This window comes from Eggerthella sp. BIOML-A1 (assembly GCF_009875595.1).
Taxonomy (GTDB): domain Bacteria; phylum Actinomycetota; class Coriobacteriia; order Coriobacteriales; family Eggerthellaceae; genus Eggerthella; species Eggerthella lenta.
Genome location: NZ_WWRZ01000002.1, coordinates 144,133 through 159,035 on the forward strand (window position 1 = coordinate 144,133; position 14,903 = coordinate 159,035).

Below are 14,903 nucleotides of genomic sequence, written 5' to 3' on the forward strand. Positions count from 1 at the left end.
CTCGCCTTGACTTTCGACATATCTTAGGCAATTGCGACTTTTTCGCAGAAATGCGGGTGCACATGAAGGAGGAAAAGCCTCGTGGCTCAAGGAAAAACGACTGATCAGACCAGCCTTTACAGGGATCGGCGCAGCTTTGCGAAGATTCCGGACGTCATGGACGTCCCCAACCTCATCGCCATCCAGACGGACAGCTTTGAGTTTTTCAAGGGCGAGGGCCTGGCGCAAGCGTTCCAGGATATCAGCCCCATCGAGAACAACACCAAGGACATGTGCGTGGAGTTCGGCCGCCACGAGTTCGGCGAGCCGAAGTACACCGTGGACGAGTGCAAGGAGAAGGACGTCTCCTACCAGGCACCGCTGTTCGTGGAAATCCGCTTCATCAACCGCGAGACCGGCGAGATCAAGGAGCAGGACGTCTTCATGGGCGACTTCCCGCTCATGACGCCCCGCGGCACGTTCATCATCAACGGCACGGAGCGCGTCGTCGTCTCCCAGCTGGTGCGCTCCCCGGGCGTGTACTTCGCCTCCGAGCGCGACAAGGCGTCCGACAAGACGCTGTTCAACGCGAAGGTCATCCCCAGCCGCGGCGCGTGGCTTGAGTTCGAAACCGACAAGCGCGACATCCTGTCCGTGCGTATCGACCGCAAGCGCAAGCAGCCCGCGACGCTGCTCGTGCGCGCCCTCGGCCTGGCCGAGACGCGCGAGGAGATCATCGAGCTCCTCGGCAACGACGAGATGGTGCTGCGCACGCTCGACCGCGACCCGGCCACCACGAAGGAAGAGTCGCTGATCGAGCTGTACAAGCGCTTCCGCCCCGGCGAGCCGCCCACCATCGATTCCGCCCGCACGCTGCTGGAGGGTCTGTTCTTCAACCCGCAGCGCTACGACCTGGCGAAGGTCGGCCGCTACAAGATCAACAAGAAGCTGGGCTTCGACCCCGACTACGAGGCCTCCACGCTCACTGACGACGACATCGTGCGCACGATGCAGTACATCGTGGCGCTGCATGCCGGCGACGAGGGCGTGCAGACCGACGACATCGACCACTTCGGCAACCGCCGCATCCGCACGGTGGGCGAGCTGATCCAGAACCAGTTCCGTATCGGCCTGTCCCGCATGGAGCGCGTCGTGCGCGAGCGCATGAGCATGCAGGAGCCCGACGAGATCACGCCGCAGAGCCTCGTGAACATCCGCCCCATCGTGGCGGCCATCAAGGAGTTCTTCGGCTCCTCGCAGCTGTCCCAGTTCATGGACCAGACGAACCCCGCCGCCGGCATCACGCACAAGCGCCGTCTGTCGGCTCTGGGACCGGGCGGCCTGTCCCGCGAGCGCGCCGGCTTCGAGGTGCGCGACGTCCACACGTCCCACTACGGCCGCATGTGCCCCATCGAGACGCCTGAAGGCCCGAACATCGGCCTCATCGGCTCGCTGGCCACCTACGCCCGCATCAACCCCTACGGCTTCATCGAGACGCCGTACCGCCGCGTCGTCGACGGCAAGGTCACCGACGAGGTGGACTACCTCACGGCCGACGAGGAGGAGAACTACACCATCGCGCAGGCCAACGACCTGTTCGACCCCGAGACGCGCAAGTTCGGCACGTTCGACGACCAGGGCGTGTTCCACGAGGCCGTCCGCGTGCTCTGCCGTACGAAGGACGCCGCCGGCGTGTTCGGCGAGCCCGACGAGGTGGCGCCCGAGCTGGTGAACTACATGGACGTGTCCCCGCGCCAGATGGTTTCGGTGGCCACCTCCCTCATCCCGTTCCTCGAGCACGACGACGCGAACCGCGCCCTCATGGGCTCGAACATGCAGCGCCAGGCCGTTCCGCTGCTGCGCCCCGACGCGCCGCTGGTGGGCACCGGCATCGAGCACCGCATCGCGGTCGACTCCGGCGAGATCCTGGTCGCCCAGAACCCGGGCGTCGTCGACTACGTGGACGGCCAGACCATCATCGTGCTGAACAACGACGGCGAGTACGACGAGTACCTCGTGCCGAAGTTCCAGCGCTCCAACCAGTCGGGCTGCATCAACCACCGCCCCATCGTCCGCAAGGGCGACGAGGTGCAGGCGGGCGACGTGCTGGCCGACGGCCCCAGCTGCGACGGCGGCGAGCTCGCGCTCGGCCAGAACCTCATGGTGGCCTACATGCCGTGGGAAGGCTACAACTACGAGGACGCCATCATCGTGTCCGAGCGCGTGGTTGCCGAAGACCTGCTCACGTCCATCCACATCTCCGAGTACGAGGTCGACGCGCGCGACACGAAGCTGGGTCCCGAGGAGATCACCCGCGAGATCCCGAACATCTCCGACGACATGATCAGCGACCTCGATGCCGACGGCATCATCCGCGTGGGCGCCGAGGTGTTCCCGGGCGACGTGCTGGTGGGCAAGGTCACGCCGAAGGGCGAGACGGAGCTCACGGCCGAGGAGCGCCTGCTGCGCGCCATCTTCGGCGAGAAGGCCCGCGAGGTGCGCGACACGTCCCTCAAGGTGCCCCACGGCTCCGGCGGCCGCGTCATCGGCATGAGCCGCTTCAGCCGCGACGCCGGCGACGAGCTGGCTCCGGGCGTCAACGAGCTCGTGCGCATCTACGTGGCCCAGAAGCGCAAGGTGCAGCAGGGCGACAAGCTGTCCGGCCGCCACGGCAACAAGGGCGTCATCTCCCGCGTGCTGCCGGTGGAGGACATGCCCTACCTCGCCGACGGCACCCCCATCGACGTCATCCTCAACCCCCTGGGCGTTCCTTCCCGAATGAACGTGGGCCAGCTGCTGGAGAACCACCTCGGCTGGGCTGCGAAGTGGGGCTGGGACGACGCTGAGGAAACCGACGCCGTGGTGGAGGGCCCGATGCACGTGGCCACGCCGGTGTTCGACGGCGCCACGGAGAAGGAGATCTCCGATGCCATCGAGAAGGCGAACCGCAACCTCATCAACAAGAACCATGCCACGTACGGCGACCTGGCGCGCGACGAGTTCGTGCCGCAGCTGTCCCGCACGGGCAAGACGTGGCTGTACGACGGCCGCACGGGCGAGAAGTTCCGCGAGCCCATCACCGTGGGCCAGAGCTACATCCTGAAGCTCGGCCACATGGTGGACGACAAGATCCACGCGCGCTCGACCGGCCCCTACAGCCTGATCACCCAGCAACCGCTGGGCGGCAAGGCGCAGTTCGGCGGCCAGCGTTTCGGCGAGATGGAAGTGTGGGCGCTGTACGCGTACGGCGCATCGAACGTGCTGCAGGAGATCCTCACGGTGAAGTCCGACGACACCGCCGGCCGCGTGAAGTCCTACGAAGCCATCGTCAAGGGCGAGAACATCCCCGCCCCCGAGGTGCCCGAGAGCTTCAAGGTTCTCGTGAAGGAAATGAAGTCGCTGTGCCTGAACGTCGAGCTGGAGGGCCACGATCATCGCACGATCGACGTGACCCAGGACATCGACGGCCAGGAAGACGGCGATCGCGCGCTGTACGAGGCCATCGCGGCCGACGCGCGCAAGACCGAAGAAGACGACGCGGCCAATGCGCTCGACAGCATTGCCGCCGAGCTGGGAGAGCTGATGGGCGATAGCAACAACGATACGAACGACCTGATCGGTGAGGGAGAGGAGCGATAAATGACGACGGAATTCGACGTGAGCAATTTCGACGCCCTGCGCATCTCGCTCGCCAACGCCGAGGACGTGCGCAGCTGGTCGCGCGGCGAGGTGAAGAAGCCCGAGACGATCAACTACCGTACCCTCAAGCCCGAGAAGGACGGCCTGTTCTGCGAGAAGATCTTCGGCCCGACGAAGGACTGGGAGTGCGCCTGCGGCAAGTACAAGCGCGTGCGCTTCAAGGGCATCGTCTGCGAGCGCTGCGGCGTCGAGGTGACGCGCAGCAAGGTTCGCCGCGAGCGCATGGGCCACATCGAGCTGGCCGCCCCGGTCAGCCACATCTGGTACTTCAAGGGCTCGCCCTCGCGTCTGGGCTACCTCTTGGACATCGCACCGAAAGAGCTGGAGAAGGTGCTGTACTTCGCATCCTCCATCATCACCTCGGTGGATAAAGAGGCCCGCGAGGAGGACGCCGACGAGCTGCGCGACGAGCTGGCCGCCGACCTCGAGGAGCTGGACGCCGAGCGCGACCGCCTCGTGGAGGCCACGCGCAAGCTGTCCGTGGACTACGTGCCCGAGGACGACGACTTCGTCGACGACGTGGACGAGGACGAGCGCATGACGGCCGAGGAGGTCGACGAGGAGATCGCCGACATCTACGAGGAGTTCAACGAGCGCAAGGCGCTGCGCCAGGACGCTTTCGACGCCTTCATGAAGATCGAGCCGAAGCAGCTGGTGCCGGACGAGGCCCTCTATCGCGAGATGCGCCTCAACTACCGCGACTACTTCACGGGCGGCATGGGCGCCGAATCCGTGCGCGACCTGCTGGACGCCATGGACCTGGCCGCGACGGCCGACGAGCTGCGCGACGTCATCGCCAACGGCAAGGGCCAGAAGCGCGCCAAGGCCATCAAGCGCCTCAAGGTGGTCGACGCGTTCCTCAAGTCCGAGAACAAGCCGACGGACATGATTCTCGATGTCATCCCGGTGATCCCGCCCGACCTGCGCCCCATGGTGCAGCTGGACGGCGGCCGCTTCGCGACGTCGGACCTGAACGACCTGTACCGTCGCGTCATCAACCGCAACAACCGCCTCAAGCGCCTGCTGGACCTCGGCGCGCCTGAGATCATCGTCAACAACGAGAAGCGCATGCTGCAGGAGGCCGTCGACAGCCTGTTCGACAACGGCCGCCGCGGCCGTCCTGTCACGGGCCCGGGCAACCGCCCGCTGAAGTCGCTGTCCGACATGCTCAAGGGCAAGCAGGGCCGCTTCCGCCAGAACCTGCTGGGCAAGCGCGTCGACTACTCCGGCCGTTCGGTCATCGTCGTCGGCCCGCAGCTCAAGCTGCACCAGTGCGGCCTGCCGTCGCAGATGGCGCTGGAGCTGTTCAAGCCCTTCGTCATGAAGCGCCTGGTGGAGCTGGAGTACGCCGCCAACATCAAGGCCGCCAAGCGCGCCGTCGACCGCGGCGCCAGCTACGTGTGGGACGTGCTGGAAGAGGTCATCACCGAGCATCCCGTGCTGCTGAACCGCGCACCTACCCTGCACCGTCTGGGCATCCAGGCCTTCGAGCCGGTGCTGGTCGAGGGCAAGGCCATCAAGCTGCACCCGCTGGTCTGCACCGCCTTCAACGCCGACTTCGACGGCGACCAGATGGCCGTGCACGTGCCGCTGGGCGCCGAGGCGCAGGCCGAGGCCCGCGTGCTCATGCTGTCCGCCAACAACATCAAGTCGCCGGCCCATGGCCGTCCGCTGACCGTGCCCACCCAGGACATGATCATCGGCCTGTACTACCTCACGGCCGCCCGCGACGGCTTCGAGGGCGAGGGCCGCTCGTTCATCGACTTCGACGACGCCATGAACGCCTACGACGCGCGCGCCGAGCTTGACCTGCAGGCCAAGATCTGGGTGCGTCTGACCAAGGACACGCAGGTGGCCACGGCCTTCGGCGTGTTCGAGGAGCACAAGGCGGGCGAGCGCATCGAGACCACCATCGGCCGCATCACGTTCAACAACGTGCTGCCCGAGGACTACCCGTACCTCAACTACGAGATGAACAAGAAGGAGATCAGCCGCCTCGTCGAGGACGTGTGCAACCGCTACGAGCTGTCCAGCGTGCCGGCGATTCTCGACGGCCTCAAGGACGCGGGCTTCCACTACGCCACGCGTGCCGGCGTCACCGTTTCGGTGTACGACGCCACCGTGCCGCCGAACAAGGCCGAGATCCTGGCTGCCGCCGACGAGAAGGTCGCGGCCATCGACGAGGACTACGAGATGGGCCTCATGAGCCCCGACGAGCGCCACAAGCAGGTCGTCGACATCTGGAACGCCGCGAACGAAGAAGTCGGCGAGGCCATGGCCGAGAACTTCGACAAGTTCAACCCCATCTACATGATGGCGTTCTCCGGCGCTCGAGGCAACATCAAGCAGATCCGCCAGCTGGCCGGTATGCGAGGCCTCATGTCCGACCCGAAGGGCGAGATCATCGACCGCCCGATCAAGGCGAACTTCCGCGAGGGCCTGTCCGTTCTGGAGTACTTCATCTCCACGCACGGCGCCCGTAAGGGTCTGGCCGACACCGCGCTGCGTACCGCCGACTCGGGCTACCTGACCCGCCGTCTGGTGGACGTGGCCCAGGACGTCATCATCCGCGAGATCGACTGCGGCACCGCCGACGGCGTGCCGTACCCGCTGCACAACGAGAAGGGCGACGTCGACGAGAACCTCATCGGCCGCTGCCTGCTCAACGACGTGGCGGGCGTCGACGGCGAGGTGCTGCTGGCCGCGGGCGAGTACATCACCCATATGGACCAGCTCAAGGCCATGGACGCGGCGGGCGTCGAGACGCTCGTCATCCGCACGGTCATGACCTGCCATGCCGAGCACGGCGTGTGCCAGAAGTGCTACGGTTGGGATCTCGCCACGTCGCGTCCGGTGAACATCGGCACGGCGGTGGGCATCATCGCCGCCCAGTCCATCGGCGAGCCCGGCACCCAGCTGACCATGCGCACGTTCCACACCGGCGGCGTCGCCGGCGAGGACATCACCCACGGTCTGCCTCGTGTCCAGGAGCTGTTCGAGGCGCGCAAGCCCAAGGGCCTCGCCGTCCTCGCGGAGATCTCCGGCACGCTGCAGATCTCGGGCGACAAGCAGTCCAAGACCATCACGATCCACGACCAGCAGGGCAACTTCCGCGAGTACGTCGTGTCGGCGCGCGCCCAGATGCTGCCCGGCGTGACGGACGGCTGCGAAGTGAAGGTGGGCCAGCAGCTCACCAAGGGCTCGGTGAACCCGCACGACCTGCTGCGCCTCACCGATCCCAACACGACGCTGCGCTACATCGTCAGCCAGGTCCAGGGCGTGTACGTGTCCCAGGGCGTGGACATCAACGACAAGCACATCGAGGTCATCGCGCGCCAGATGCTGCGCAAGGTGGCCGTCATGGACGCCGGCGAGTCCGACTTCCTGCCGGGTCGCCAGGTGAACCGCTTCGAGTTCGAGGATGCCGCCAACGCGCTCATCGCCGAAGGCAAGGAGCCGCCCGTGGGCCAGCCGCTGCTGCTGGGCATCACGAAGGCGTCGCTGGCCACGGATTCGTTCCTGTCGGCCGCCTCGTTCCAGGAGACGACGAAGGTGCTCACCGACGCCGCCATCGAGGGCAAGATCGACCACTTGGCCGGCCTCAAGGAGAACGTCATCATCGGCAAGCCGATCCCGGCGGGCACGGGTCTGTCGCGTTACCGCGAAGTGGGCCTCACCTACAAGGGTCGTCCGGTTTCGCCGGTGGTGGGCGAGACGCTGCCCGACTTCGCGCCGGAGGCTCTGCGCGATATCGAGGAGCTGCTGCCCCAGCCGCAGGATTGGTCGCTCGACGGCGACGGCTACCTCAACATGGGCACGAACTACGGCAGCTACTACAGCGGGCTTTCGCTGGGCCATCGCGGCCCGCAGCTGTCCGACGAGGACGCGCGCCTGTACATCTACGACGACCTGGGCGTGTCGCAGCGCTGGGCCAACAAGTTCTCCGAGGCGGGCATCGAGACGGTGGCCGACCTCGTGGGCCACACCGAGGAGGACCTGCTGCGCATCGAGGGCATCGGCGTGAAGGCCATCGAGGAGCTGAAGGAGGGCCTCGAGGCCCACGATCTGACGCACGTGATCGAGGACGACCTCGCGGCTACGAGCGACGACATGTCGCAGCTGCTGGACATGGTGTTCTCGCCCGATGACACCATCCTCATCGGCGGCGACGAGCCCCCGACCTTCAACACCGAGGGCGAGGACATGCTGGGCGAAGCTTTGCCGCCGCGCTCCTACCAGCGCAACCTGGAAGAGCTCGACGCTCTGCTGGGCTCGGTAGGGTCGCTCGGCTTCGGCCTGACCACCAAGGAGTCCGAGGAAGCTTCCAACGCCGACGACGACGTCGAGGAATAAGTTCGACCTGGGGGCGCGCTTGGCGCGCCCCCTTTGCTTGCGGCTCTTGTGGCGGAGGATGCGGCGCAATGCCCAGTCGCTCAGACAGTCCTGCTCGCACGAAACGTCCGCTGGACGTTTCGGCTCGTGCGAAACTCGCTTGGTGGGCACCGCGTCGCACCCTCCTTCGCGAGTCTCTTGTCATCCTGAGCGGAGGCGGCGCAGCTGCCGGAGTCGAAGGATCCCGCGCGGTGCCGGCGGGTGCGGCCGCAACCTGCGATAGGGCGGTCAGACCGGGACTCGCTGGAGAAAGGTTCTACCTGCGCGGTTCTCTTTAGTAGGAGGAGCATCATGTCTCAGAAAACCTATATTCCTTCCGGCGAGACGGTGCTTTCGTCGCAGATCGGGGCGACGTTCGAGGCGCTTGCCGCCACTATCGCAGCCCGGCGCGAGGCGGGGGAGGAGAGCTACACCTATCGTCTGCTCACCGGCTCTCCCGACGGGGTGCTGAAGAAGGTCATGGAGGAGGCGGGCGAGACGGCGCTTGCGGCGAAGGACGTGGAGTCGTGGGCGTGCTCGTCGCTGGCGGCATCGATCGCGGCAAGCGGCGCTGTCGACGAGACCGACGAGCTGGCCGTCGATCTGCCGCCCGAGTACGACGCGGCCATCGATCATCTGCGCTACGAGGCGGCCGATGTGGTGTACCACCTGCTCGTGGTGCTCGAGCGCTACGGCATCGGTCTCGACGAGTTCGCCGCCGAGCTGAACAACCGCATGACCGACGCGGAACGCCCCGAGGGCGGCGTCCGCTTGCATGAAGACCATGTGAAACGGGGGAAGTAGATCTTCCGGCGGTTATCCGCCGCCTCGAAAGCCCCGCTTACTTTGTTGAACCTGCTGGAAAGGAAAGAGCATGGCACGTTTATTTGGAACGGATGGGGTTCGCGGCGTCGCGAACAAGGAGCTGACGTGCGAGACGGCCTTCAAGCTGGGTCAGGCCGCCGTGGCCTTCCAGGGCAAGACCATCCTCATCGGCAAGGACACGCGCCTGTCCGGCGACATGCTGGAGTCGGCCGTGGCGTCCGGCATCATGTCGATGGGCGGCACGGCGCTCCTGGCCGGCATCATCCCGACGCCCGCCATCGCGCTTCTGGTGCGCGAGCTGCACTGCGACGGCGGCATCGTCATCTCGGCGTCGCACAACCCACCCGAGTACAACGGCATCAAGCTGTTTGACGGCCAGGGCTTCAAGCTGCCGGATGCGGTTGAGGACGAGATCGAGGCTTATCTGGCGGCGGGCGGCCCGTCGGCGGACGAGCTGCCGAACGGCGACGAGGTGGGCGTGGCGCTGCCGGTGGACGATGCCTGCGAGCTGTACATCGCGCACGCCGTGTCCACGGTGGCCGGCGAGGGCATCGACTTCGCGGGCCTCAAGGTGGCGCTCGACGCAGGCCATGGCGCATCCTGCATGACCAGCGCCGAGGCGCTGCGCCGTCTGGGCGCCGAGGTGGTTTCGATCAACGAGGACTTCGACGGCACCGACATCAACGTGCAGTGCGGCTCCACCCATCTCGAGCCGTTGCGCGCGCTCGTGGCCGAGACGGGCGCCGACGTGGGCATCGCGCACGACGGCGACGCCGACCGCGTCATGCTTGTGGACGCGAACGGCAACGAGATCGACGGCGACGTGGTGGAGGCCGTGTGCGCTATCGACCTGCACAAGCGCGGGCTGCTTGCCGGCGGCACCGCCGTGTCCACCGTCATGTGCAACCTCGGGCTCTCGCATGCTCTGCGCGATGCGGGCATCGAGCTCGTCCAGACGAAGGTGGGCGACCGTTACGTGCTGGAGGCCATGCGCGAGGGCGGCTTCGTCCTGGGCGGCGAGCAGAGCGGCCATATGATCTTCCTCGAGCACAACTCCACAGGCGACGGCTTGGTGACCGCCCTGCAGTTCCTGGCCGCTTGCCGGCGTGCCGGTTCCTCCATCGAGGATGTCGCCAGCGTCATGACGCGTTTCCCGCAGACGCTGATCAACGTGCGCGTGAACGACAAGCACGCCGTGGACGGCAATGCGGCTGTGCAGGCCGCCGTCGAAGCTGCCGAAGCGGAGCTGGGCGATTCGGGTCGCGTGCTGCTGCGTCCTTCCGGCACCGAGCCGGTGGTGCGCGTCATGGTGGAGGCCGCCAGCGCCGAGGAGGCCGACCGCCACGCGCAGGCCATCGCCGCCGTGGTCGAGCGCGAGGCGTGATTCCGCTGTCATCCTGAGCGAGCGCAAGCATTCGACAGTCCAGCGGACTGTAGAATTCCCGAGCACGCGAAGCGAGCGCAGGGAGGCCCCGCGAAGCGGGGACGCGAAGGATCCCGTGCGGCGTCAGCAGGAAGTCTTTCTGCCGGTGCCGTATTCGGGATCCTTCTATTGCGTAGTGCGCGCTTCGGGGCGAAAAGCAAGCAGGGTTGCCCCCCCCTGCGTGCGGGCAAGTTCCCGACTTATGCGTACCTCTGCCATCGAAAACGCCCAAAAAGCACCATGTACGCGACTTATGTGCACCTCGGAAGCGGCCTGCGCGATCGAAGTATTTCATAGCTAACTTTTGACCAGGCCTTTTATTGGGCGACGCTTTGCCGCGTCGTCTGAAAAGGCCGTTTCGGCGTGGCAGAGGTGCGCATAAGTCATGGACAGAGGAGATTTCTCCGGTTTTCGTTGCAGGCGCCCCGTTTGACGGGGTGCCGCCACGTTCGCGTTCGGCCGATCATCGCAGGCAGGATCAAGCAATGGCGCTTCGTCTTCGAAAGCGCCGGCTACCGCTTCGACGCCGAGTCGGGTCGCGTGCTGTGCTTCTGCTGCGATCCGGAACGCTTCTGGAAATACGTCGGGCCGATGAGGAAAGGCGAGTAGCGGGAGGGTGGCAAGGCGGCAACGCTCAGCTGCGGCCTCTTGCGCACTCGCGCGCTTCATGGGATCGTGGTCGTTGCGACAGGGACGCGGCCGCGATATGCGCGCCGGTCGACCGCGGCATCCTCGGACTGCGCTCCTGCCGCATCATCCGAAAGCAACGCCCTCGGCTCCGAAGAGCCGAGGGCGTTTTCATGCGAGAGGGAGCGTGCTCTTATCGCACGAACAGGCTGAGGAAGCGCACGAGCAGGCTCGGCTTCTTCGCACCGCGCGTTGCGGGCGGGGCTGCCACCATGCCCTGCTCGGCGCACGGGCGCTCGCCGACAGGAGGTTCGATGGCGTCGGCTTCGAGTGCCGGGGCGGTGGCAGGGCCGACCGGAATAGCGGGCGCGGTTGCGGGCGCGATCCGGGACGATGCGGCCACGGATGCCTGAACGGCGGCTTCCGCAGCCGCTTCCGCCTCGCGCGCGGCCGCAGCCGCGGCGCGTTCCTCCGCGCGGATGCTCGCCTCGTCCTCGGTCATCTCGTGTGCCGCCATCAGCTGGGCCGAACGTCGCCGAGCAGCATCGCGCGCCGCTTCGTCCTCGGCTGCTTCCAGGCGGCGCTGCTGCGCGCGCTTGATGAAGAACTCCTGCGATTCGAACAGCACGGTCTCGCCGTCGGCGTCTTCTTTCGCGAACGCGCCGAGCGGCGTGTAGCTGCCATCGGGCATGAGCTCACGCAGTTTGGCGGTGTCGCTCAGGCTCACGTCGAGGTATCCGAGGATCTGCTCGCGCAGTTCGCTGTCGAGGACGGGCCAGGCTATCTCGATGCGCTTGTCCATGTTGCGCGTCATGAGGTCGGCGCTGGACAGGTACACCTTCATATTGTCGCGCGGGCCGAAGCCGTAGATGCGGCTGTGCTCCAGCAGGCGCCCCACGATGGACACGACGCGCACGTGCTCGGTGTAGCCTTCCAGCCCCGGCACGATGCACGAGATGCCGCGCACGAACAGCGTCACGTTCACGCCGGCCTGCGACGCCTCCACGATCTTCTCGATCACGTCCTTGTCGGTGATGGAGTTCGTTTTGAAGAACAGCCCGCACGGCTCGCCGGCTTTCTTGCGTTCGATCTGCGCGTCGATCCCAGCGAGGATCATCGGCTTGATCTGCAACGGCGCCACCCACATGATGTCGTAGTTGTCGGAGGTGTTCTCAAGCCCCATGTTGCGGAAGAACTCGGTTGCGTCTCGCCCGAACGTCTCGTCGGTGGTGATGAACGACAGATCGGTGTACAGCTTCGCCGTCTTCTCGTTGTAGTTGCCGGTGCCCAGCTGGGTGATGTGCTGCAGCCCCTGGTCGGTTTGACGCGTGATGCAGCATATCTTCGAGTGCACCTTGAAGTCGCGGAAGCCGTAGATGACGTTGCATCCCGCCTGTTCGAAGCGCTGCGACCATTCGATGTTGTTGCTCTCGTCGAAGCGGGCGCGCAGCTCGAACAGCGCGGTCACCTCCTTGCCGTTCTCGGCTGCCGCGATGAGCGCCTCGGCTAGATGCGATTGGCTGGCCAGGCGGTACAGCGTGATCTTGATGGAGATGACGGTGGGGTCGTTCGCAGCCTCGCGCAGAAGCTGCACGAAGGCGTCCATGCTCTCGTACGGGTACGATAGCAGCACTTCCTTCTCGGCCACCTGGTCGATGATGCGACGGTTGCGGTCGAGGCAGCCGGGCCACTGCGGCGTGAACGGTACGTTCGTCAGCTCCGCGCGCGCGGTTTCAGGCAGATGGCCGGCCAGCCCCCACGTATAGCTCATGTCGAGCGGCACCTTCGTGACGTAAGCTTGGTGCGGCTTGAGGTTCAGGCGCTTGAGCAGCAGCTTCTCCAAGGTGGGCGACAGCGGCCGTTCGCTTTCGAGGCGTACCGGCGCCAGGCGCGAGCGCTTCTTCAAGATGCGCTTCATGTGCTCGCGATAGTCCTCGTCGCTCTCGTCGGTGCCTTCGGTGGCGTCGAGGTCGGCGTTGCGGGTGACGCAGATGACGTTCGTGTGCTTGATGGCGTACATGGAGAATATCTCGCTCGCCACCATCTCGATGACGTGCTCCAGCAGGATGAACTGCAGTCCTTCGCCCGGCAGCGCGATCACGCGCTGGCATTGGCGCGGCATGGGGACGAGGCCCAGCGTCACGCCCTCGGCTCCGAGGTTCTTCCCCTTCTCCTCCTTGGGCGCCTTTTCGCCGTCCTTGGTCTTCGCCGCCTTCTTCTTCGCGCCCGGCTCCTCGTTGAGGCGCAGTACCACGTACAGCGCGCCGTTCTCCAGGTGAGGGAAGGGATGGCGCGAGTTGATGATCTGCGGCGACAGGAACGGCATCACGTTCTTGTGCACGTAATCGGACAGGAAGGCGCGCTGCTCGTCGTCGAGGTCTTCGGGGCGCAGGCTGCACACGCCGCGCGCGCACAGCTGTTTCCGCACGCTTTCGTAGGTGCGTTCCTGGATGGGGTACAGCTCGTGGCAGCGCGCGTAGATGGCGTCGAGCTGCTCGGCGGGCGTCATGCCGGACTTCGAGTCGATGATGTGCTTCTTCACTAACGACAGGTCGGTCAGGCTGCCGACGCGCACCATGAAGAACTCCTGGAGGTTGCTCCAGAAGATGGAGATGAAGTTCAGGCGCTCGAGCAGCGGCACCGTCTCGTCGGCTCCCTGGTCGAGTACGCGCTCGTTGAACGTGAGCCATGACAGCTCTCGGTTCTGCAAGTAGGATTCTTTGCTCGGTTCGCCCTCGACGGAGGGGTTTGCGCCCTCGACTTTGTCGATTGACGCGCGCATCTCGTCCGCGCTCGTTTCCGCGAGAGCGTCCGGCGCTTGGCCGGCAGGAGTCTCGGCGGTGCTGGTCGTGGATTTCTTGGCTGTGTCCATGAACGTCCCCTTCCCGTAAACGTTCGCTTCCTGCGCGCCGCTACCGCAGCATGCGGTCGATCAGGTACCCTTCGCGCACGCCGTACTTGCACACGTCCAGACGCTCGGCTCCGCATGCGTCGAACAGCTCGCCGAGGATGATGCAGCCCGGTACCAGCGTGTGCACGCGCTCGGCCGAAGCCTTGAGCGCGGCGTGCGCGAACGTGTCGGGATCGGTGCGGCACCATGCAAGTATCGCATGAATTTGCTGTTTCGTCATGGTTTTCGGACGTACGGCCGCGCCGGTGGCTTGAGCATGCATCTTGGCGGCCGCGCGCACGCTTCCGCCGATGCCGTACAGCGCTTCCGAGCGGTACGCGTCGGGGTCGGGCAGACCGGCGAAGCGCTTGCGGAACGCTTCGGCTATGGCGTCCATCTCGCCGGGGGTCGGCAGGATAGCGCGTACGTGCTGGGCGAACGATGACAACGACCCTTGCCCGATGCTCGCGTTGTCGAAATCGAGGCTGCTTTCGATGCGTGTGAGCTCGGTCGAGCCGCCGCCTATGTCGACGAGCGTGCCCCGCTCTACTGCGCGGTCGCAGGTGGCGCCGACGAAGCCCAGGTGCGCCTCGTCGGTAGCCGACAGCAGCGAGATGGGCAGCTCGGCTGCCTCCTCGATGGCCGCGACGGCTTCCTCGCAGTTCAAGGCGTTGCGGATGACCGCGGTGGCGAACACCTCCATCTTCTCGCAATCGAAGTACCGTGCGCGCTTCGCATGTCCGCGCAGCACGCTGACGGCTCGGTCGATGCCGTCCTGGGTGAACACCCCGTCCACGACGTAGGCCGACAAGCCCGCCATCACCTTGTCGTTTATGAGACTCTTGAAATCCTTGTTCGTGCACGTGCGCTTATGCGCGTCTTTCACGTCGTAGACGACGAGGCGTATCGAGTTCGACCCGAGGTCGACCACCGCGTAGTTGGGCATGGCATAGTCCGTCCGAAATCAAGCGGCTCGCCCGGGGCGATCCGCGATGTGCTCCATCGCTTCATTGTAGTGAACCGCGCCGGTCGCGGCCAGGCCGAGCGCGAACTGAAAGCTGGATTTTACTTTTTATCGCCTGCGCTCGG

At 65.7% G+C, this 14,903-nt stretch carries 6 protein-coding genes; 4 read left to right on the top strand and 2 right to left on the bottom strand.

What is annotated here, in order from left to right; genetic code table 11:
• The first annotated feature begins 81 nt into the window (after positions 1-81).
• The 4 genes from GT590_RS02455 (at position 82) to glmM (ending at position 10,258) form a co-directional block, all read left to right on the top strand.
• Positions 82-3,618 carry a DNA-directed RNA polymerase subunit beta gene (locus GT590_RS02455; RefSeq protein ID WP_009306451.1) on the top strand — a complete coding sequence of 1,179 codons (3,537 nt, stop codon included), beginning with the start codon at positions 82-84 and terminating at the stop codon, positions 3,616-3,618.
• Entirely contained in the window at positions 3,619-8,031 is a 4,413-nt protein-coding gene (locus GT590_RS02460; protein WP_009306450.1) for a DNA-directed RNA polymerase subunit beta', read from the top strand.
• Between the two features lie 330 nt (positions 8,032-8,361).
• The gene (locus GT590_RS02465; RefSeq protein ID WP_114557776.1) at positions 8,362-8,853 is read left to right on the top strand and encodes a phosphoribosyl-ATP pyrophosphatase; all 492 of its coding nucleotides are present in this window, start codon (positions 8,362-8,364) and stop codon (positions 8,851-8,853) included.
• A gap of 70 nt (positions 8,854-8,923) precedes the next feature.
• Positions 8,924-10,258, top strand: a complete 1,335-nt coding sequence (gene glmM / locus GT590_RS02470) for a phosphoglucosamine mutase (RefSeq protein WP_009306448.1) — start codon at positions 8,924-8,926, stop codon at positions 10,256-10,258.
• Positions 10,259-11,117: 859 nt separating this feature from the next.
• Here glmM and ppk1 read toward each other — a convergent pair.
• Both ppk1 and GT590_RS02480 read right to left on the bottom strand, forming a co-directional pair.
• Positions 11,118-13,796 (bottom strand): polyphosphate kinase 1, encoded by a 2,679-nt coding sequence (ppk1, locus tag GT590_RS02475; RefSeq protein WP_041691604.1) that lies wholly within the window; start codon positions 13,794-13,796, stop codon positions 11,118-11,120.
• A 40-nt stretch (positions 13,797-13,836) separates the two neighbouring features.
• Positions 13,837-14,760, bottom strand: coding sequence for an exopolyphosphatase (locus GT590_RS02480; RefSeq protein WP_015760113.1), 924 nt, complete (start codon positions 14,758-14,760; stop codon positions 13,837-13,839).
• Between the last annotated feature and the right edge of the window lie 143 nt (positions 14,761-14,903).